17 protein-coding genes and 3 pseudogenes are annotated in these 21,157 nt (G+C 66.7%); 7 read left to right on the top strand and 13 right to left on the bottom strand.

Features of this window, described 5'->3' with window-relative positions; all coding sequences use genetic code 11:
• Positions 1–135: 135 nt before the first annotated feature.
• The 5 genes from O7603_RS15060 to O7603_RS15080 all read left to right on the top strand — a co-directional run bounded on the left by O7603_RS15060 (position 136) and on the right by O7603_RS15080 (position 6,810).
• Complete coding sequence (locus O7603_RS15060; RefSeq protein WP_281576334.1) at positions 136–2,601, top strand: DEAD/DEAH box helicase family protein; 2,466 nt, start codon at positions 136–138, stop codon at positions 2,599–2,601.
• Positions 2,602–2,681: 80 nt separating this feature from the next.
• Positions 2,682–3,281: a hypothetical protein gene (locus O7603_RS15065; protein WP_281576335.1), complete on the top strand. Its 600-nt coding sequence runs from the start codon at positions 2,682–2,684 to the stop codon at positions 3,279–3,281.
• Positions 3,278–4,075, top strand: a complete 798-nt coding sequence (locus tag O7603_RS15070) for a nucleotidyl transferase AbiEii/AbiGii toxin family protein (protein ID WP_281576336.1) — start codon at positions 3,278–3,280, stop codon at positions 4,073–4,075. Before O7603_RS15065 ends, O7603_RS15070 begins: the two co-directional genes overlap by 4 nt.
• A 102-nt stretch (positions 4,076–4,177) precedes the next feature.
• Positions 4,178–5,668, top strand: a complete 1,491-nt coding sequence (locus tag O7603_RS15075) for a class I SAM-dependent DNA methyltransferase (protein ID WP_281576337.1) — start codon at positions 4,178–4,180, stop codon at positions 5,666–5,668.
• Between the two features lie 95 nt (positions 5,669–5,763).
• The gene (locus O7603_RS15080) at positions 5,764–6,810 is read left to right on the top strand and encodes a restriction endonuclease subunit S (protein ID WP_281576338.1); all 1,047 of its coding nucleotides are present in this window, start codon (positions 5,764–5,766) and stop codon (positions 6,808–6,810) included.
• Positions 6,811–7,506: 696 nt separating this feature from the next.
• On the opposite strand, the gene O7603_RS15085 is transcribed toward O7603_RS15080, so the two are convergent.
• The 5 genes and pseudogenes from O7603_RS15085 to O7603_RS15105 all read right to left on the bottom strand — a co-directional run bounded on the left by O7603_RS15085 (position 7,507) and on the right by O7603_RS15105 (position 13,355).
• The gene (locus tag O7603_RS15085) at positions 7,507–9,168 is read right to left on the bottom strand and encodes a DUF262 domain-containing protein (RefSeq protein ID WP_281576339.1); all 1,662 of its coding nucleotides are present in this window, start codon (positions 9,166–9,168) and stop codon (positions 7,507–7,509) included.
• Positions 9,169–9,316: 148 nt separating this feature from the next.
• Positions 9,317–10,785 (bottom strand): annotated as a pseudogene (locus tag O7603_RS15090) (tyrosine-type recombinase/integrase).
• Positions 10,782–11,192, bottom strand: a complete 411-nt coding sequence (locus tag O7603_RS15095; protein WP_281576703.1) for a hypothetical protein — start codon at positions 11,190–11,192, stop codon at positions 10,782–10,784. The pseudogene O7603_RS15090 and the gene O7603_RS15095 overlap by 4 nt, the downstream one beginning before the upstream one ends.
• A pseudogene (locus tag O7603_RS15100) lies at positions 11,167–12,086 on the bottom strand (DUF2637 domain-containing protein). The gene O7603_RS15095 and the pseudogene O7603_RS15100 overlap by 26 nt, the downstream one beginning before the upstream one ends.
• Before the next feature lie 381 nt (positions 12,087–12,467).
• Positions 12,468–13,355, bottom strand: a complete 888-nt coding sequence (locus O7603_RS15105; protein ID WP_281576341.1) for a replication-relaxation family protein — start codon at positions 13,353–13,355, stop codon at positions 12,468–12,470.
• A 511-nt stretch (positions 13,356–13,866) separates the two neighbouring features.
• Between O7603_RS15105 and O7603_RS33045 the strand changes: the two are divergent.
• Positions 13,867–14,354 (top strand): annotated as a pseudogene (locus O7603_RS33045) (HAD domain-containing protein).
• Positions 14,355–14,468: 114 nt separating this feature from the next.
• Here O7603_RS33045 and O7603_RS15110 read toward each other — a convergent pair.
• The 6 genes from O7603_RS15110 to amcA (O7603_RS15135) form a co-directional block, all read right to left on the bottom strand.
• A complete protein-coding gene (locus O7603_RS15110; RefSeq protein ID WP_281576342.1) occupies positions 14,469–15,038 on the bottom strand; it encodes a kinase in 570 nt (189 codons plus the stop codon).
• A gap of 15 nt (positions 15,039–15,053) precedes the next feature.
• Positions 15,054–15,716 (bottom strand): pentapeptide repeat-containing protein, encoded by a 663-nt coding sequence (locus O7603_RS15115; RefSeq protein ID WP_281576343.1) that lies wholly within the window; start codon positions 15,714–15,716, stop codon positions 15,054–15,056.
• A gap of 61 nt (positions 15,717–15,777) precedes the next feature.
• Positions 15,778–15,960, bottom strand: coding sequence for a multiple cyclophane-containing RiPP AmcA (amcA, locus tag O7603_RS15120; protein ID WP_281576344.1), 183 nt, complete (start codon positions 15,958–15,960; stop codon positions 15,778–15,780).
• Entirely contained in the window at positions 15,957–17,093 is a 1,137-nt protein-coding gene (gene amcB, locus O7603_RS15125) for a cyclophane-forming radical SAM peptide maturase AmcB (RefSeq protein ID WP_281576345.1), read from the bottom strand. Before amcB ends, amcA (O7603_RS15120) begins: the two co-directional genes overlap by 4 nt.
• Positions 17,090–17,437, bottom strand: coding sequence for a hypothetical protein (locus tag O7603_RS15130; RefSeq protein WP_281576346.1), 348 nt, complete (start codon positions 17,435–17,437; stop codon positions 17,090–17,092). Before O7603_RS15130 ends, amcB begins: the two co-directional genes overlap by 4 nt.
• Positions 17,434–17,598: a multiple cyclophane-containing RiPP AmcA gene (gene amcA, locus O7603_RS15135; RefSeq protein ID WP_281576347.1), complete on the bottom strand. Its 165-nt coding sequence runs from the start codon at positions 17,596–17,598 to the stop codon at positions 17,434–17,436. Before amcA (O7603_RS15135) ends, O7603_RS15130 begins: the two co-directional genes overlap by 4 nt.
• 370 nt (positions 17,599–17,968) lie before the next feature.
• Here amcA (O7603_RS15135) and O7603_RS15140 point away from each other — a divergent pair, with 370 nt between their 5' ends.
• Positions 17,969–19,195, top strand: coding sequence for a helix-turn-helix transcriptional regulator (locus O7603_RS15140; protein WP_281576348.1), 1,227 nt, complete (start codon positions 17,969–17,971; stop codon positions 19,193–19,195).
• A gap of 6 nt (positions 19,196–19,201) precedes the next feature.
• Here the strand turns inward: O7603_RS15140 and O7603_RS15145 are convergent, their stop codons facing one another.
• Positions 19,202–19,882 (bottom strand): YdcF family protein, encoded by a 681-nt coding sequence (locus tag O7603_RS15145; protein ID WP_281576349.1) that lies wholly within the window; start codon positions 19,880–19,882, stop codon positions 19,202–19,204.
• A 146-nt stretch (positions 19,883–20,028) separates the two neighbouring features.
• Positions 20,029–20,826 (bottom strand): DeoR family transcriptional regulator, encoded by a 798-nt coding sequence (locus O7603_RS15150; RefSeq protein WP_281576350.1) that lies wholly within the window; start codon positions 20,824–20,826, stop codon positions 20,029–20,031.
• Positions 20,827–21,157 lie beyond the last annotated feature (331 nt).

The following is a 21,157-nucleotide window of genomic DNA, read 5'->3' on the forward strand; positions in this document are numbered from 1 at the left end:
CCGCCTACCCTCCTCCGCCTCGGTTCACCACACAATCAGAATCTTGACAGTTCTGGATTTTGATCCGCTATCGGGTAGATCCGCCCGACTCTCCGGAGAAGACAGCAATCCACAGCCGGGACTATCGTACGTACGGTGACAGCCACCTTCGGGATGAGCGAGGACGAGACCTGCCGGGCGTTCGTTCTCCCCGCCCTTGAAGCTTCCGGATGGGCAAGCGAGCAGATCCGGCCGCAATTCCGGATCAACGACGGCCGCCTGACACCGACGCCCAAGCGTCACGCCCAGGATGATCCTGTAATCGCCGACTACGTGTTGGAGTACGTGCCGGACGTTGCCGTCGCGGTCGTGGAGGCCAAGCGGTGGCGTATCGACGCCAACGACGGCGTAGAGCAGGCACGCCGGTACGCCGCGAAGCTGGGACTGTCCTTCGCCTACGCCACCAACGGTCGCCAGATCGTGGAGATCGACTACAGCGGGGCCACCCCGGCCATTCGCGACATCGACCGCTTCCCGTCCCCAGGAGAGCTGTGGGCCCGATACGTCACCGACCTGCAGGCAGACTCCGACGTCGGACGGGAACTACTGAAGTCGCCCTACGACCACACACTGCGGAACTCCGACAACACTGCAAAACGTCCGCGCTACTACCAGCGGGTGGCGGTGGCCCGTACGCTCGCGGCGGTCGCCCGCGGCCAGAAGCGGATCCTGCTCGTGCTGGCCACCGGGACAGGAAAGACCATGGTGGCGCTCCAGACGGTCGCCAAGCTACAGCGATCACACTGGATCGATGGGCGAAAGCCGAGGGTCCTGTACCTATCGGACCGCTCAATGCTCGTCGACGACCCGAAGGACAGATACTTCCTGCCGGTCTTCGGCCCAGACGACGTACACAAGATCAGTGGCGAACCGGTCCAGGGCCGGAAGATCTACTTCGCCCTGTACCAGGCGCTGGAGAAGGGTGACGAGGAGGAACTGTTCCGGCGCTACGACGCGGACTACTTCGACCTCGTGATCGTGGACGAGTGCCACCGGGGCAGCGCCCGAGACAACTCACAATGGCGCCGGGTGTTGGAGCACTTCGCCCAGGCGACGCAGATCGGCATGACGGCCACCCCAATCAGTAGGAAGGACGCCGACAACCTCGGCTACTTCGGCGATCCCGTCTACACCTACTCGCTGGCCGACGGCATCGAGGACGGCTATCTCGCGCCCTACCGAGTGCGGCGGGTCCGACTCAACGTGGACATGGAGGGATACCAAACCGTGCCGGGACAGCGGGACCAGTACGGCAACGAGATCCCCGAAGGGATCTACGGTCCGAAGGACTTTGAGCGCGTGATGGTCATCCTGGAACGCACGGAGACCGCGGCGCAGTACGTGATCGACTACCTGCGCTCGACCGCAGAAGACGGCAAGCATGGCAAGACCATCGTGTTCTGCGAGAACAACGACCACGCCGCGCGGATGCGTAAGGACCTGTTCAACGCCGCCTCGGCAGAGGTGCGCTCGCGTCACGACTACGTCGTCCGTATCACCGACGCCGATGGGCCGCACGGACGGGCGTTGCTTGACGAGTTCCGCAAGGACGACTCCGACGAACCGGTGATCGCTGTGACGTCCAAGCTTCTCAACACGGGCATCGATCTACCGGCCGTGCGCAACATCGTGCTGTTCCGCCGTATCGGCTCGATGCCAGAGTTCAAGCAGACCATCGGGCGTGGCACCCGCCTGTGCCCGGAGATCGGCAAGGGCTCCTTCGACATCATCGACTTCGTCGAAGCCACCCGGCTCTTCAACGACCCAGGGTTCGACGGACCGCCGCTACGAGTCGTTCGAGATACGGCCGATGAGCAGGGACGCCTGGTGGACAGTGTGCCGGAGGCGCCGGACGGCGGTGAGGTCGATCCAGAGACTGTGGCCGAGCCGGAGGCGGAGTATGTACAGGCGGAGGGCGGCACCTTCGACGCCTCACGGCCAGACGGGGTGGTGGACGACCCGGACGTGGTGGACCGCATCCGGTCCGGTGGCAGGCGCTATGTGGTAAGCGGCGTACAGGTGTACAAGTGGGGCGAGCGGCGCTACCAACTGGACACGGACGGCCGGACGATGAGACTGGTGACGATCCAGCAGTGGGTTCACGATCGCGTCCTGGAACTCGACCTGGCACCGGACAAACTGCGCTCTCGCTGGGCTGCCGCCAGGAGCCGGCGAGAAATCATGGCGATTCTTCGAAAAGCCGACGTCGAGGCCGAGGAGTTGCCTGCGGAGTTCGGCAGCCCGGACGTCGACCCGATCGATCTGTTGCTCAACGTCGCCTGGGGACTGCCCCTGGTCAGCCGCGAGGAGCGGCTGTACCGGTTCTTGCACGAGCACCAAGAGTTTTTGGACTCCTTCCAGCCACAGGCCCGGCAGGTGCTGGACGAGATGTTGCTTAAGTTCGCCGAGTACGGCTCGCCGCAGCTCAAGCCAGAGACCCTTGCGGTCCGGCCCTTCACCGACCTGGGATCGGTGGTGGAACTCGCGAACCGGTTCGGCGGCGCGCAACCTCTGCACGAGGCTATCGACGACTTGAGCAGGCGCCTCCTAGAGGCATCCTAATAATCAGTTTTAGCATCGGGCGACACGCCAGCACGAAACTAAAGTTTTCTTTTAGGATTTCGTGCTGCTATGGTAACTGTGTGCTCCACGACCGTACCGACACGCGAGCCGCCCTCTGGCGCGTCGCGAGCGGACAGCGCGGCTACTTCACCGCCAGACAGGCGCTGGAGGCAGGATATTCGTACCAGGCGCAGCGCCACCACGCGCAGCGAGGCAACTGGACCCTCGTCGACCGGGGCATCTATCGCTTTCGAGAGTTCAGCACATTGCCGGGCGGCGCGGACGACCATCTGGTGCGTTGGGCGCTGTGGAGCAGGGGCCGGGCGACTGTCTCGCACACCACCGCGTTGTCCGTCCATGACCTGGGAACGGCCAACCCGTCCGAAATACACCTCACCGTGCCGCCCGGATTCCGGCAGAAGGACAGCGCCGTGATCCTCCACCGGGCCGACCTCGCCGCCGACGAAGTCGAAGAACGTGAGGGCTACCGGGTCACCACACCCGTCCGCGCGATCGCCGAGTGCGCAGCCACGGGTGTGGATCAGGACGTACTGGACTCCGCCGTTGCCGAGGCACTTCAACAAGGGCTGACTACCCGTCGGCGTCTCCTTGACGCCGCCCAGCGTCTCGGTGCCCGATCCGAACTCGGTATCGAGCGGGCGCTGCGGGAGATGCCATGACCGAAAGGTACCGGAGTGCGAGCGCGCTGCGCCGGGCCCTCGAGACGCGACTCAGCCAGGAGGCAACCGACACCGGCACCGATCTGGCACGGCGACGCCGCCTCGTCGTCTTCGACCGCGTCGCCGCCCGTCTCTCGGCCGACCCTACCGGCGGCTGGATACTCAAAGGCGGTGCCGCTCTGGAGTTCCGCCTTCTCAGCAAGGCCCGCGCCACCAAAGACATGGACCTCGCCGCCTGCCCGGACGGCGGTCCAGGGCTAGACGGCCGGGAGGTACGAGACCTCCTCATCGACGCGCTCGCGCTCGATGAGGATGGTGATGGATTCCTCTTCCAGGTGTCTCCGCCCACTCCGTTGACGGCGGACACCGCCGGCCGCAGCGGCTGGCGCTTCTCCATCGAGAGTCGGCTAGCGGGGCGGACCTTTGCCACCGTACGCATCGACGTCGTTATGCGTAGTGAGGAAATCTCTCGCCTCGAGCGGCTCTCCTTGCCCAACATGCTGGCATTCGCCGGAACGCCGCACAGGGAAATCCAAGCCGTGGACCGCCGCCAACACTTCGCGGAGAAGATCCACGCATTCACCCGAGACTACGGAGGCCGCCCCAACACCCGCGTCAAGGACCTCGTGGACCTGGTCCTGCTCATCGAGAGCGGATTGGCAGCGGACGCGGCCGTGGCGTCAACGCCGTACGGCACGTCTTCGCGGTACGGGCGACGCACCCGGTCCCGGACACGCTTCCCGACCCGCCTCCGGCCTGGGCGGACACCTACCCCGACATGGCCGAGGGCCTGACCGAAACCTCACCCCGGCTCGAAGCCGCGCTGGAACTCGCGCGCGGCTTCTGGGCCGCAGCACTCGCCAACGGCAACGCCGACCCGGAACAGAAAGATTAAGATGGCATCCGCGAAGACGGGCACCACATCGCGAGCGCGGCTCGCGTCCATCATCAAGTCGGCCCGCGACACCATGCGCAAGGACGCCGGCCTCAACGGCGACCTCGACCGGCTCCCCCAACTATCCTGGCTGCTGTTCCTCAAGGCGTTCGACCAGCGTGTCGAGCAGGTGGGGCCGATGCTGAACCCCGACTACCGGCCCACCATCGAAAAGCCGTACCGCTGGCCGGACTGGGCGCCAGACCGCGACTTCAGCGGCGCCGAGTTGAAGACATTCGTCGACGGGGAACTGATCCCCTACCTCGCCGGGCTCAAGAACAGCGCCGGCAACGCCGATGATCCGCGCAACGTCCTGTCGACCATCTTCCAGGACGTCATTAACCGGATGCAGTCGGGAACTCTGCTGCGGGACCTGGTGAATCTGGTAGATCAGATCCACTTTGACTCGTCGGACGACATCCACACCATGTCATTCGTATACGAGTCGATTCTCAAGGAGATGCGCGACGCGGCCGGCGACTCCGGCGAGTTCTACACCCCCCGCCCCGTGAACCGCTTCATGGTGCAACAGTCTTTCCTCAAACTGGGCGAGTCGATCCTAGACCCGGCCTGCGGCACGGGGGGCTTCCTGGTGCAGGCATACGAGGAACTTCGACTACTGGTCGAGACAGACACCCAACGCAGGCAACTACAGGCAAATCTGCGAGGCATCGAGAAGAAGCCGCTGCCGTACCTGCTGGCCAGCATGAACATGCTGCTGCATGGCATCGAAGCACCGCGCCTCATTCGGGACAACGCGCTACTGCGGATGCGCGATGCAACGGCGGCGGACAGGGTCGATATGGTGCTGACCAATCCGCCGTTCGGCGGTGAGGAGGAACGCTCGGTCGTCCAAAAGTTCCCGAAGGGCTACCAGACCCAGGAGACGTCGTGGCTATTCCTCCACGCGATCCTAGATCAATTGAAGCGAGACGGCCGCTGCGCAATAGTCCTACCGAATGGCAGCCTCTCTGCCGCCGGCGATAACAGCATCGGCGCCCGTATCAAGAAGAAGCTGATGAAGGAGTGCAACCTGCACACCATCGTTCGGCTACCGCAGGGCGTCTTCGCACCATACACCCTGATCCCATCGAACTTGCTGTTCTTCGAGAAGGGGACACCAACACAGGAGGTCTGGTTTTACGAAATCTCGCCACCGGACGGCCGACGCGGCTACACCAAGACCAAACCAATGCGGTTCGAGGAGTTCGAACCCTGTGTCCAATGGTGGGGTGGCGAAGAACGCCGAGGACGCGAGGAGGGACCCCACGCGTGGAAAATCTCCGCAGACGACGTCGAGAGGGCTGGCTACAATCTCGACTTGACTAATCCCCACGAGGAAGTTGCCTTGGCCCATCGCCCGCCAGACGAACTCCTGTCGGAGCTGGTTAAGACAGAGAACGAGATTCTCAGCCTACTCGAAGAGGTCAAGAATAAGCTGAGGGATAGTTAATGCGAGAGATTGTCATGCGCCCACTCGGAACCGGATTAACCCTCTCACTAGACCAGGTCTCAGTGTCAGAGTGCAATGAATACAAGATTGCCGGCGTGCGAGGGTTCGGCAAGGGCGCTTTTGCTCGCGAAACGATCCGCGGGGATGAGACTTCCTATCGATTCTTGAATCGCCTACATTCTGGAAACATTATCCTGAGCAGACTAAAGGCATTCGAGGGCGCGATCGCACTTGTGCCCGATGAACTAGATGGCTTCTACGCCTCGGTCGAATTCCCAACCTTCGAGGTTAACGAAGATGCCGCAGATATTCGCTACATGAAGCACCTCTGCACTTGGCCGAAGTTTTGGCAGAAGCTCCAAGTAGAGTCGAAGGGAATTGGGGCCCGGAGGGAGCGCGTTAGCGCACAAAGCTTTCTCGCAATCGATGTCCCGCTACCCGACCTTAGGGAACAGCGCCGCATCGCCGCGAAGCTCGACACGACAATACCATGCCTTACCCGGATTAACGCCTTACGCGAACGCTCCGTCGAAATCGTCGAGCAGTACGCAGACGCACTGCTGCGTCCTATAGAAGAGTGCGCCCCGCTCTCGGCCGCGCTGCATCCAAGCAGTGACTTTGTGGAGGTCCACCCTGATGGGATCTATCAAACCGCAGGGATCCTGAATCGCGGACGAGGCCTCTTCCGTCGCCCGGCAATCTCCGGTAGAGAAACCAAGTACACGCGATACAACCGTCTTCACACAGGACAGTTTGTCTACAGCAAGCTTTTCGGCTGGGAGGGTTCACTTGCGGTTGTGCCGTCCGACTTTGAAGGTGTCTACGTATCACACGAGTTCCCGACATTCAACATTGATCCCTCTGCCGCCGACGTAGAGTACATGGGCCATCTGGCTCGATGGCCCGGCCTGCATGATGCTTTGAGAGATAAGGGCACGGGAATGGGTTCCAGGCGGCAACGGGTCAATGTCGACCGGCTTTTGGCGACGGAGATACCACTCCCTCCCCTCCCTCAGCAACGACGTATCGCGCGGCAGCTCACCATGGTCCGGCGAGCGGTTGAGCTCGGTACCGAGCAGACCGCCCATCTAACCGCTCTACGTACCGCATCACTTAACGCGGCCTTCGCGGGAAATCTGTAGCTCGATCGGAGCTGAACTGTCAGCCGTGCTCCACCCGACGCCAATCCTGGTCCGTGACAACCAGATGATCCAGGAACTTGAGTCCGACCGCCTCCGCCCCTGCTGCCAGGCGGGCTGTGGCTTGGCGGTCGGACTCGCTGGGGTCCACCCGCCCGGTCGGGTGGTTGTGGCTTACCCCGAACGCCGTGCCTCCGGTCGCTAGCACCAACGCCAGAACGTCTCGGACCGGAAGAGGGAGCGATCGGCCGCGCCTTCGCTGAACACCGCCGTCCGCAGCACGTGCCGACGCTGTTCGCAGACGACGACCACCACCCGTTCGTGTCGCAGTCCCGCAAGCAGTGGTCGGCTTCAGCGACCAGATCCGCGGAGCCACGGATTCGTGGCCGGCCCGACAGCTCCGCCGGTCGCACCCGACGACTGAGCTGGAACGCCGCTGCTACTCGGGCAGCCTTCGCTGGGCCGATGCCTGCCAAACCCGCCGGGATCTCGTGCGGGTCGGCCCGCGATAGCTCGTACAGTCCGCCGTGCCGGGCGATGAGCTGGCTGGCAAGCTCCACGGCGTCGCAGCCATCGGTACCGGAGCCCAGCAGCAGTGCCACAGTTCCCGATCGGACAGGGTCTCGGAGCCTCGGTTGAGGAGTCGTTCCCGTGGCCGGTCGTCAACCGGGACATCGGCGATGGGCATGGCGTGTTTCCTCAATCCACCGAGTCGAGGTCGATCGGTTCATCGGTTAGGGGATCCACATCAAGGTCCGAATCAATGATTTCGTCTCCTACCAGCGGCTCGGCACTGCTGGTGGCGACGTTCGTCGGCTCCGTCGCCAACCCGATGAGCTGCAACAGCCGCCGGTGTAGCGTCTCGGACCTCACGCGCAGAAACGTGTCGTAGTCGTCCCGTAGTGCCGCCTGGTACGCCTCCTCGTTCACCAGACAAGTCCGCAGCCGCTGCCGGAGCGCCCCTTCTCCCTCGATGTCAGCCAGATCCCGCAGGTATCGCGACGGCGGGCGGTCGGACACCCAGATGTTGCTGTTCGATGTCAGCATGACCAGGTTGCCGCAGACGTTGGCCCGAGCGCCGCTGACTCCGCGTGCTCGCAGGAAGGCCCGGGGAAAGAAGTGGTGGAACTCCTTGTCATTCTGCCAGGACAGTGCCCTGCCCACGTCGATCCGCTGCCCCGTGAGCAGGTCTAATGGATCTGCGTACGCAAGGATTAAGGCGAGCAGCTTGCTTGGAGCGTTCCGCTTGGAGAACGCGCTGTGCCGCCACAGGGCGCTGCGGGGCAGCGCCGCAACCGTGTCGACCTCACCGGTTTCTCCCCGGGCGAACGCGGCTATCGCCTGCGCGTCCTGTGTCATCTGGGCCTCGCTCCAGCCCTTGAAGTACTCGCCGCTGGCGGTCAGCCAGAACCAGCGGCGCAACGCGTCATACTGCGCGGATGAGGGCTTCGGCAGCTGCCGGAACACCTCTACAAGCACTGCGAACTGGTTGTAATAGGGCAGCGCATCGGCATGCGGAGTGCGAATCTGAGTACTGAGGAAATCCACCGCTCGCTCAGCCGCCTTCCCCGCTGCCTTTACAGCCTCCCGGAGACGCGGCTTATCCAGCTCCCGCAGGCGGTTGATGTCCTGCCTGGAGAACCCGAAGCCGGCTGCGACCGCGATCGTGCGAAGCATGGTCATGGTGTCCACGCGACCGTAATGCTTCGCGTCTAGGACCTGAAGTAGCGACTCGATTTCGTCCTTGAGATCAAAGTCCGGGCTCCAAGTACTCGCCCGTGCCACATCGACGATGTTCATCGTAGTGCCGGTGCTGTTGATCCGAACGAAGACCCGCGCCGACTCCTCTGCCGACATGTGGTCCAACGTGACTACGGGGACCAGATAGTTGGCGAACTGCTCGTACAGTCCCGTGGCACGTTCTCGCAGGTCGGCGGAAAGCTCGGCGACCTGCCCGAAGAGAAGACTCGCCGAGCTCACCGCCCGCATGGGCACGAGATGCGCTGCCATCGCCGTATCCGGAGTGCGATGGAAGAACCGCTCCTTCTGCAGGTCATAGATGATGTCCCAAGGACCCGTGCCTCCATGCAGAGCACCGAGCACGCTCGCCAGCCTCTGCTGGCCGTCCAGAATGTATCTCACCGCTCGGCCCGGCCGCGGAGGTTCTACAGCGAGGCCAGCGACAGTGTGCTCGCTCGCGAGCTGCTCGGTGGTTTCCCACAGCAGTAGGCTGCCAATGGGATAGTTGCGCAGGACCGAGTCGAGGAGTTCGAGGACCTGGTGTGGTCCCCACACGAACGCCCGCTGGTACTTCGGCAGCACGATCTCGCCCGTCAGCACGCGGTCTGCGAGCCGAATCATCGGCACAATGGTCGGTTCTGGACCCGCCGGCTGTCGCCGTCGGCCTGCTGCGGTCACTGGCCATGCCCCCTGTGCTGTCGCCGGAGGAGTGATCTGCGAATCCTACCGAGAGGCACCGACACGCCACCGCGTCGTACGGGATCGGTGGTCACGCCCCTTTGGAGTCGCGTCGTCGGGGTACGACCGATGCGGTGGCTTCGGCGGCAGCGTGTGAGAGTTCGGGGAGGACCTCGCCGTAGAACTTGGCGGTGAAGTGTGGGCTGGAGTGTCGGAGCCGGCTGGAGATGACCTTCATTTGGACGCCGGCGGCGAGGCCCATGGTGGCGGCGCCGTGGCGGAGGTCGTGGAGCCGGATGGGTGGTAGCCCGGCTTGCGTGGCGAGGTGGTGGAAGTGGTCGGTGACGTCGGCAGGGTGGAGCCGCCCACCGGTGGGTGTGGTGAACACGAGCCCGGTGGTGGTCCAAGCGGCACCGGCGGCGAGGCGTTCGCGGTGTTGCCGGGTGCGGTGGGCGCGCAGCACCGCGACGGTTTCGGCGTCGAGAGCGACCGCGGCCTCACTATCGGTGGTTTTGGGGGTGTCGATGGCGGTGGCCCAGCCGTGTTGGACGAGTTGCCAGCGGACGGTGAGGGTGTGAGCGTCGAGGTCGAGGTCGTCCCAGTGCAGACCGCAGGCCTCGCCTCGGCGCAGGCCGGTGAAGGTGATGAGGTGGTAGAGGGCGTAGAGCCGGTCGTTGGCGTCGTGGGTGTGGTCGAGGAATCTGCCGGTGTGCTCGGGGGTCCAGATCATGACGGGGCTGGGGGTCTTGCCGGTGTCGCGCCAGGTGCGGATGCGTTGGTCGGTCCAGATGGTGGGCTTGGGTGGTCGGGCGGTGGGTAGTTCGACCATGAGGGCGGGGTTGGTGTCGATGTAGCGGTGGCGGCGCATCGCGTCGTTGAGGGCCTTGCGCAGGGTGGCGTAGATGACGTGCAGGGTTCTGGGGCCGGCGATCCGCTGGTTCTTGACCTGGTCGCGTTTAGTGGGGTCGCGACTGGCGCGCAGGGTGGCGATGGTGGTGTTGCGTTCGGCGATGGCGTCGTACATGGCGTCGATGTGGCCGGGGCGGAGCCGGTCGATCCGCAGATGCCCGAGGTGCGGGATGAGGTACAGCCGGATGTGCCCTTCGTAGGAGCGCAGGGTGCCGGTCTTGATGTTTTGCGTCCGGCGAGCCAGTCGGTCAGGTACGCCTGCATAGTGGGCAGTTCGGTCGGGGTGATGTCCAGGTGCAGCGCCCGCCGAACCTGCTCCGGGGTGGGGATGGGCGCGCCGGTCTTGACGGCGGTTTCGATCAGGTCACCGGTCTTGACGGTGGTGTGCGGGTCGGTGGGGTCGGGGACGGCGAGCGCGGCCCGGATGCGGTCCAGGACGGCGTCGGCGTCGGCTTGGGTGGCGTAGGGGCCGTGGCGGAGCGGGCGGCGGGTGCCGCCGGCGCGGGCGGGTACTTCGATTTGCCAGTGCCAGTGGCCGTGGGTGCGGGACCAGCCGCCGCCGGGCCGGCGAAGCTGGGGACAGGAGCGTCCCAGTCGCCGGCCCGTGACGCTGCCGCGGCAGCCGCACCGTTTGAAGGTGGATCCCTTCACTCATCGTCTCCTGGATGCTCCGTATGGTGCCGCCAGCGGTGCCGGGTGGAATCCGCTGGTGGCGGGGTCACCGCATCCACGCTCACCTTTGCGCCGGCATCAAGTCGTCGGTGGTCGTCGGTCGAAGCGGGGTCCCCGACCAGCAGGAGCTGAAGAAGGCCGGCAACCGGGACGATGATGCGGCTGCCGGCCCGAATCAGCGGTACGGGGAACTGGTCGGTGGCGGCGAGCCGGTACGCCTGGGATCGGCTGATCCCGAGCACGGAGGCGGTGGTGGCGAGGGTGGTGGTGACGCCGAGGGCACGGATGCGCTCGATCGTCCACACCTCCCCGACGCCGGGCGCGGTGGTGTTGCTGTCGGTCGTGGTGCGGGTTGTCTGGTCAGCGTGATTCGTGGGGCTGTTCATGATCAGGGTTCTCCTGGTTCTGAGATGGATGGCTGTGCGGTAGGTGCGGGGTAGCCCTGTCGGGGTCGACCGGCGCGGGGGTGGCTGCTCCGCCACCGTTGCGCCGCTTCGGTGACAGAGGCGGTGGCGCCGGGTTGGTCGGCACGGCCGGGCTCGCGATCAGCTCAGGCGGTGCCGACGACTCGACCTTGAGGGTCTTAAGGAGTTCGGATACTCGGGTGTTGGACACGGTGTGACCGGCAGCGCGCAGGGCTTCGGCGAGTGCAGCCCGGGTCAGTGCCTGCCCGTCCGCCGCGAGCCGGTCCCGGACCTCGCGCGCCGCCGGCAGCAGCTCGGCCACATCGCCGGACGGCTGCGCGGACCGTCCCCGGTCCGCTCGCTGCCAGTTCCGTCCGCCATGTCGGCGACGAGCATCCGGTGAGCGGACGGTCCGGGTCCGGACCGCCGCTCCCCCGCCGTGACAGCGGACCGGGTCGCCTCGTCCAGTCCGCTGTCCGGAACAGTCCGCCCGGCCTCATCCCGTCGGCCGTCCCCAACCGCCCAGGCGGTGTTGGCGGGCGTGGCGGTGCTGGTCCGACCGAGGGCGATCTTGACCATGACAAGGAACCCGAGCGCGGGTACCGCGGCGGCGACCCAGCCGACGATCGAGGGTTCGGCCTCGACGACCTGCGCCGCCAGGGACAGGGTGACCGCGCACGCCAGCACCGTGGCCGGGAAGACGGTGGAGGTGTGGGCGCGTTTGCGGCGGCGCAGTTCCAAACCGGAGGCGATGGACATCAGCTCCAGGACGATCGCGTCGGCCCAGGCCAGCCAGCCGGGTTGGCCGTGCGCGGCGGCCACGTTGTGCACGTGGGTGAAACTGGCCGCCCCCGCCGCGCCGCCGATGGCCAGCATGATGACAACCTGAACGGCGCCCTCGACGCGATTGCCGCGCGGACTGGTGTCCGAGTCAGGGATCGATGCTGTCGTGGCCCATCACCTCCCCGACCCCGGACAGGGGTTCCGGTCCGTCCGTCAGTCGCAGGAGGCGGGACCGGATGGCGGACCGACCCGGCGTCGGACAACAGTCGGGACGGGGACCGGACACCGGTCGCGGACCGCCCAACGCGGACGCCAGACCGAGAACTGGTCCGGCGCTGTGGGAGCGGACGACTGGTGCTCTCACGGATCTGTCAGCGCCGACCGCGCTGCTCACGACAGATTCGTGACAGACGCCGGCCGTTGCTGTCCGCTCCGCAGCGGAGGTACTGTCCACGGCCGTTGTGCCGTCGCCGATCACGCGGCCTCACCCGCCCGGCTGGAGACGTCAACGGCATACCCGGCCAGATCGGCCAGCCGCAGCCGCTGCCCTTCCCGGCCGGCCATGGCCCACACCGCCTCTGCCGGGCCGAGGCCCGCCGTCGCGGCGTGGTCGCGGGCCCCGGTAGCGACCGGCACCGCCAGCGGCACGTCAGCCAGCACGCGGCGTAGGTTGCGCTCGCGGGCGGCCGAGTGCAGCCAGAACAGCACCGGCCACGCCCGCTCGATCGTGCCGAACAGCTCCTGATAGCCGTCCACCTTGCCGGCCAGGATCGACAACTGCTCGGCGCCGGTGTCGTACTCGACGAAGAACGGCACCTCGACATCGTTCTCGATCCACCGGCCGTAGCCGTCCGGGCGGACACGCGGCTGATACGCCCGCACCAGCCCCGGATCCTGCCGCCGGGTGAACGTCCCGGCGCGCTGGCACACCGCCTCCGGCAGCCACTCCACCAGGCCGGTGCCCGGATGGGTGCGGGCGTGCCCGGCCAGGTCGGTGAAGAAGCCGTTCACTCCGAGGCGGTGGGTGAGGCTGCGGGTCGAGGTCCAGCGCCGCCGCTCCACCCGGGCGTGTTCCCGCCGCGGCGGGCGTTCGTCGCGACTCGCGGCGACGACTTCGGCGCCGAGCTGGTCGATGACGTAGTGGTACGGGTACGAGCCGCCGTCGGCCCGCTGCGGTCGGAACCGGGCCACCAACCGCAACCGGTACAGGGTCCGCAACCGCCGCTGGCAGAAATCCAACGACGGGAACAGGGTGTTCGCGAGCTGGAACGACGTCAATACGCCGTGGTCGTACAACCAGCCCAGCAGCACACGGTCACGGCCGGTCAGCTGGGACTGGACCCGAAGGACCGGATCATCCACCGGCTACCACCTCCTTCCCAGGTAGGGGATGCCGGCCCCAGGGGGAGAGACCCGAGACCAGGCAGGGTCTGTCGCAGGACAAGCCGACGGCGCTGACAGACGCGCTGACCTGCGGTGTGAGAGGAAACAGGGGGTCGGTTCGGGGGTCCGGCTGAAGACTGACGTCAACGCTGACGCCAAGCCCGATCCCCGAACGGGGATCAAGCCGAACTCCTCACTGCCAATGTCTTCGGCAGTAGGTGAAGGTGTCGACGAAACCACGAGAACTCCTTGGTTGAACCTGTGGGATGTGATGTTGGTGGCGTGGTCGGGTGACCACAGCGCCGCCGGAGCGGAAAGGATCCGGTAAGAGATGCATCCCGGCGCCGCCCCTGCCTTGGTCGCCGTCAGCGGCGCACGCTTGCCCGGCCCCGTGAGCATCGGCGAGACGAATAGTTTGGAAAGGCGCGGAGGTCCGGTGGCGGCGCGAGGGTTAGCCGCTGGGGTCATGTCCGCCCCTGCGCCGCGTCCGTTGCTGTTCCTTGATGTGGACGGCACCCTCATCCCGTTCGGCACACCCGCGGCGGCTGGGCCGGGCATGTCACATGGCCGCCCCGTGGCACCGGCTCTACCGGCCGATGCCCATCCCCTGCTGCACAAGGTCGATCCGGGACACGGCCGCCGGCTGGAGGTTCTGCCGTGTGATCTGGTGTGGGCGACGACCTGGATGAGCGACGCGAGCGATGTGCTCGCGCCGCTGCTGGGGTTGCCGCCTCTGCCCGTCGTGGACTGGCCCGACTCTGACGAGGTGGGGCCCTGCACTGGAAGACCCGTGGGCTGGTCGAGTGGGCGCAGGGACGGCCCTTCGTCTGGGTCGACGACGAGATCTCCCACGTCGATCAGCAGTGGGTGTCGGCTCATCACCCAAGTCCGGCCCTGCTGCATCGGGTCGATTCCCGTCGCGGGTTGACCGAGCACGACTTCACTGTCATCGCGAGCTGGCTCAGGTGGGCGCGGTAGGGCGAGCTGCACGCCGTCGCAGTCGCCGTGCTTGGCGGGCTGTCTGACCACTCGGGACCGACGTTGGGAGACGGTGCGCCCGGAACGGCGACACCGGTAGCCGGCTGAGCTGCACTACGGGGGCGGAACGTTCGGTACAAGGTCGTCGTCGCGTCCGGTCTGGGGTAGCCCAGCGGCAGTCGCGATGGCCTCGACGGCGTCGACCAGGGTGATGGTCTCCGGTAGGACGAGTTCGTCGGGCCAGCCCAGGACGTCATGGGCGGTGTACCAGCCGCTCATGTGCTCGGCGGTGAACTCACTGACCTGCGGGCGCGTGAGGTGCCGGCACAGGGTCTCGGCCAGGGACACGTCGAGATAGCAGAGCAGCGACCGGCCGCGGTGGCCGTCCCGCAGGGAGGTCAGCATGTTGCGGTATCGGCTGGTGTGCATGATGCCCTCCAACACCACGTGGTAGCCGTGGTCCAGCGCGAACCGAACGGTCTCCCCGATCAATGCCGGTGCCGCGCCGCCGGGCTTGTCCCGCTCCCGCAGCACGATGCGGCGCAGGTAGTCCTGCTCGACCAGGGCACAGCCCCGGCCGTGCCGGCGCCGCAGCTCCCGGGCGATGCTGCTCTTTCCCGAGCCGGAGTTGCCCCGGATGCAGACGAGGATCGTGTTCGGGCTGCCGGTGGGTTCAGCGAGCACGATGCCTCCTCGGCTTCAGTCGTTGCGGACGGTGAGGTCGAGGGCGGCGACGGTCAGCTGGGTGAGGTCAGGAAGTTGGTCCTCGCCGAGGGTGACGCCGCGCAGGTTGTCCAGCGGCGTCTTGAGGCCCTGGAGGCGGCTGCCCCGCAGGTCGGCGCCGTCGAGGTGGCAGGAGTCCAGTTCCAGGCCGGCAAGGTCACACGACCGCAGCGCGATACGCGGTAGTCGGCAGGAAGACCACGCGCCGTTGGTGAGAGTGCAGTCGGTGAACGCGACCGAGCCGGCCGCGGTGACGCGGTGGAGGGTGGCGTAGTCGAAGCGGCAGCTGTCGAACAGGACGTCCTTGAGGCGTACGTCGGTGAGTCTGGTGCCGGTGAACCGGGAGCCGGTGATCGCGCATCGTTCGATGGTGATGCCGGTCAGGGTCGCTCCGGAGAAGTCGGTGCGGGTGAAGTCGCAGCCGTAGAGGCTGCCCGCCTCCCAGGTGCTCTCGCTCAGGTCCACGCCGGTGATCAGACTGCTGCGGATGCTGACATCCTCAAGGTGCAAGTTGTGCCACGCTGCGCCATTGACGAGCGCCTCGGTGAGGCCGTCGGCGAGGTTCGTCGTGGTGTCGAGGTCTTCCGGTTCGAGGTCCGGCAGCAGGATCTTCACGTCGCCGATTGTGGTGGTGCGCATATGTCCTCAACCTGTGCGGGCGCGGGGTGGGCACGCCACCCCGGGCGTCCCGTGGTGGGGGCTACTTCTTCTTGTTCCAGTTGTCCCAGCCGGGCCGACTGTCGAATTTACTCTTGTTGTCCCAGGTGGGGCGGTTGTCGAACTTCGCCGCGTCGATCGACGCTACCGACCGCTCGGGGTCGACGCCGAGGCGAGCGAGTTGCTCGGGTGCGGCGTTGACGAGGACCGCGAGAGCGTTGGTCATGGTGCTCCTCCTTGAGGGGTGAGGTGGTCCGCGGCGGCGCGGACGAGGGCCTGTCGGGTGGTCCGGCAGTAGGTCGTCTCTCGGGCGGTGAACGTCGCGTGCTCGAAGTAGCGGTTGCCGGCCTGGGCGCCACGGCAGAAGTCGTAGAAGGCGCACTGGTCGGCGCAGTCGTTGAGGGCCGTGACGAACTCGGCGACGTAGCCTAGATCGCCAGCGCGGGCGAGCATGGCGGTGATGGGCTGATGGAGGACGTTGCCGGCGATGAAGTCGCCGTATCGCGGCTCGGTGATGCCGAGCAGCTCCGGTGACAGCAGCACCACCTGCCCATCCCAAGAGACCGTCGGGATCGGCTCGTACGGGGCGTGGTCGACGTATCCGGCGCGGGTGGTGGCGAGGTAGTCGGCCAGCCGGTCCACGTCGCGGATCCGCAGCGGGTTGCCGCCGACGCGCCGTGCGATGAGGTGCTTCCAGAAGCGGTACGCGGCGTCCTCCGACACCGGTGCCCGGTCGGCGCCCTCCTGCTCTTCGATGTTGAAGCCCACCGACTCGCAGCCGGGTAGGCCGGTGAAGAAGTCGACGAGGGCTTCCGCGTGGTCGATGGTTTCCGGGGTGACCACACAGATCACCGAGTACCTCAGCCCTGCGTCGGCCAGGGTCTGCATGCCGCGCAGGGTCCGGGCGTCCGTCGGCTTGCCGGCCCGGTCGAGGCGGTTCCGGTTCAACGCGCCCGGTCCGTCGATGCTGACTCCGACCTCGTACCCATAGGCGGTGAGCAGCTCGCACCACTGTCGGTTGATCAGCGTCGCGTTCGTCTGGATCTCGTGACGCACCATGCCCACGCGCCGGAGCTCCTCGAACGGGGCCAGCAGCTCCCGGAACAGCCTTATCGGTGTGGCGGTGGGTTCGCCACCGTGCCACACGACACTCACGTGATGACCGCTGTTCTGCTGGACGATCGACTTCGCGCAGGCCTGCGCGACCGCGCCGCTCATCAGGCGGAAGGATCTTCGGTCGGGCAGGTAGCAGTAGGTGCAGTCGAGGTTGCAGAAGCTCGTCGGCTGCACGACCAGGGTGTGGAAGCTGCCGGCGATCGCCGGCTGGCCGGTGGCGTTGATGACGCCGATGCCGTTCACGAGGAGGCCTCCTCAATGCTGGCCGCCCCGGTGGTGCTGACGCGGTAGGCGTGGGTGTGGCGGGCCGGCCAGCCGAGGAACCGGTCGAACATGTCGGCGGCGCTGCCCGTGACGCTCGGGTTGAGCCGGTGCAGGTCGTCGATCGCGTCGTGCAGGCAGCTGGCCAGGTAGAGGAACAGGCTCACCGGCACTTCTCGGTACTCGGCCAGGAGCGCGAGCTTCGCCGCGCCGCAGGGCCACGGCTGCCCGCACCGGCGGCACAGCCACAGCGGGCGCATCGGCAGATGCTCCACCTCGGCTGGCGCGAGCCGGTTGACCGCGAGACGGCGCTGTTGCCCAGTCATCGGCGACCGCCCTCGCGGGTCTGCTGCGCGAACAGCCGACGCCACACGAAGGTGAGCAGCGGCGGATCAGCGGGCCACACCTGCCCCGCCGAGGCCATCCACCTGCTCTCGGGGTGCCGGGACTGGCCGGACATGGCGTTACGCGAGACGTACAACGTCATGCCGTCACCCACGCCAGGGACGATGAGCGGCGGGCTCGTCGGGGGAATGGCGAGCCCGCCGCCGCATCACGGCGGCTGGGAGCAGACCGCCGATCACCCACCCGCGCAGCCCTCGTGGCGGTACGCAGGCGGGGAAGGCGCCGAGACAGTTCGCTCCCGGACGGGCCGAGCCAGCGGCCCAAGCCGTGGTGTGGTGCGCCGCTCATCGATCCCTCCATCTGCAGCTCCCTGTCAGTCATCCCTGACACCGGCATCGACACGCGCCGGTGATCCGGGGTGAACTGAACGTAGGGGCGGTCCGTCCGGAGGACCGGGAAAATCCGTACCGGGTCCGGCGGCCTTCAGCGGGCAGGGTGATGGTGTGCGAGGGATGACGGACGACATGACGATCGGCCAGCGCGTCGCCTTCTACCGGCGTCGGCGAGGGCTTTCCCAGGAGGTGCTCGCCGGTCTGGTCGGGAAGACGCAGGAGTGGTTACGCAAGGTCGAGACGAACCGGGCCGACCTGGACCGGCTGTCGGTCATCCGCGCGATCGCCAAGGCCCTCGACGTGTCCCTCGGCGACCTGATCGGTGCACCTAGCCTGTTCGAGTGGTCGGACGACTCCGGGCGCGAGACGATCCCGGCCTTGCGGGCCGCGCTTCACGACTATCGTCACCTCGCGCCAGCGCTGGCCAGCACGGGGGACGTCGAGGCTCCCGCCCTGCACGAAATCGAGAACGACGTCGCCGAGATCTGGACCGCCTACCAGCACTCGAGATACGGCACCCTCGCCCGCCGGCTGCCCTACCTCATCCACGACTGCCTCACCGCCACGGAGGCGTACGACGGAGACGACGGCCAGCGCGCGCACGCGATGACCGCTTACGCCCACCAGCTCGCCGCGTTGTTCCTCACCAAGCTCGGCGAAGGTGACCTCGCGTGGACCGCCGCCAGCCGAGGTCTGGCCGCCGCCAACGCCAGCCACGACCACGTCGTCATCGGCTCACTCAGCCGCTCCGCCGCGCACTCGCTGGTCTCCATCGGTGAGTACGCCCAAGCCCGTGGCCTCGCCGCCACAGCGGCGCAGTTCCTGGAACCACGGCTCGCCAAACCCACTCCGCAGCTGCTGTCGGTATACGGCAGCCTGCACCTCGTCTGCGCGCTGGCCGCCGCCCGGGACGACAATCGTGCCTCCGCCGACACTCACATCACGGAGGCCGATGCGGCTGCACAGCGGCTCGGTACCGATGGCAACCATGTGTGGACCGCGTTCGGGCCGACCAACGTGTCGATCCACAAGACGACCGTGGCGATGGAACTCGGCGACGTGCAACGCGCCATCGCCATCGGCGCCCCACTCGACACCAGCACCGTGCCCGTCGAGCGGCAGGTTCGGCACGCCATCGAAACCGCACGAGCCCTTGCCCGGTGGAACCGCATCGACGACGCGCTCAACGCGCTCCTGGACGCCGAGGTCATCGGCCCCGACCAGGTGCGTTACCACCAGCTCTCCCGCGACCTCGTCCGGGACATCCTCACCCGCCCCCGGCCACCCCGACTGGCCGTCGAACTCAGCGACCGCATGGGCGTCCGGTCAGGAGGGCCACGCTGGTAGCTCGGCTCAGATCAGCCGGCTCGTGTAGCCAGCCGCCACCAGGCGCTCAAAGGCCGCCAATACCTCGTCCGGCATCTCCTGCGGAATCGCGAACCCACGCTCCGCGTACACCTCGATCCGTTGCGTGTCGCCCACCAGCATGTCCACCACCCGCCGCGGGTCGCCAATGCTGCTCACGTAGTCATCCAGTTCGAGTGGGTTCGACGCGCACACCACATCGACCTCCGGCCACATCAGCCGGCACGTGGCGTAGGCCCGACGCTGCTGGTAGGGCCGCGACATGATCAGCACCGACTGCACCGGCATCCGGTGTTCGGTCAGGAGCTGACGCGAGTACTCCAGGTTCTGGGCGGTGTTCGTGGCACGCGGCTCCACGAGAATCGCTTCCGCGGGTACGCCCTGCTCGACGGCGTACTCGCGGTAGTGCACTGCTTCTCCACGCGGGAACCGCTCGACGGTCGTCGGGGCGTTCGCGCCGGTGAACACGATCCTGGGGAACAGGCCCTGGTGAAACAAGCGCGTCGCGATAACAGCCACCCCGAGGTCATGACTGCCCAACCCGATCCCCACGTCGCATGGGCGCAACTCGTGATGCATGTCGTGGTAGCGCCAGAGCGTCTCCACGTCCGTCCGGATAGCGTCGGGAATCGCCTCGGCATGTGCCGCTGCATGCCGGTTCATCAGCACCTACCAGTCCGGTTCGCGCTGGGCTCCCTCATGCCGCCAGCGTAGGGGTAGCAGGGCAGCACGACGCTGCTGACTCCAGCACCACGCCGCCGGCCTCGTCGCGATCAGGAGGTCGGCGGTGGAAGAGGCATCGTGACGTGGTGAGGTCAAGATCCGACCTCGACGAGGCGGCGCCTACCACTCTCGCCCGGCACCTGCCATAACTGATCGTCCGGCCAGTGGCGATACAACAACTGCTGCGTGGTCGTGGCGACAGCATTCCGCAGTGGCTCCCGGAGCAGGTCAGCCCGCAACCGTTCCTCTCGCTCGGCGTCCTGAGCGATTAGAAGAACCACCCCGACCGGCACCAGCCGGTCCGCACGCCGGTAGCCGGCCAGCAGTCCACCCAGCCCTGACGCCGGCCGCTCGTGTTCGGCGACAACGTCGCCGATCGGGCCACGGTCGACGTGTACCAGGAACCGCAGGCACCGACCGTCCTGCAGCCATATGCCGTAACCGTCGGCCCGCAACTGCGCCAGGTCGTGCTGGCGCAACCACGCCGAGGTCTCCATCGTCGCCAGCCACTGGAACAGCTCGCACCGCCCCGGGTTGCGCCGCGACACCTCGATCAACGGCAGAAACAGCAGGGCATCCGCCCTGCCGGAGGGCCGCTGACCCAACCGCAGCGGAACCGGCCGCCCCGACGCCGTCAGGGCGCGGCGGAGGACCTCCGTCCCCTCGGCCGTGACCTCGTACCACCAGGTGTGGGTGCGGTCCTCCGGCGAGCGCTCGCGGCGCACCAGTCCCGCCTCATGCAGCCACACCAGGTCCCGGTGGGCCGTCAGCCGCGACACCGCACCAACAAGCGCCACGTCTAGGGTCGACGCGGAACCGTGCTGCGCCAGGTACGACAGGATCCGCCACCGCCTCGGGGACAACCGCCGCGCGGCATCCTGGTCACCCATTCCCTGATGATCCCTCCGAGCCCCGGCGGTCCGACATCCTGTTTCCTAAAGCCGCAACCGAGAGTGATCGATGCTCTGACCGGGAGATCAGAAGCCAGGGACCGCCGCGACCGGAGACAGCGCCCGCTGTGGGCCGTTGGGCGAGGCGTCGGCGGGCCGTGCGAGCACCCACATACCCGAACCGTGGTTTTGGGGCCGATTTTGGAGATCACTGTTCAGTGAATCAGCCGAAGAGCCGAGGACGAAGAAAGCGAAGCGGTCAAAACGGTCCAGAAAAAGTCGATCTCCATGGAGAGCACCGCACCGCCAGCACCGATCGCCAGAAACGCCT

This window comes from Micromonospora sp. WMMD812 (assembly GCF_027497215.1).
Classification (GTDB): domain Bacteria; phylum Actinomycetota; class Actinomycetes; order Mycobacteriales; family Micromonosporaceae; genus Micromonospora.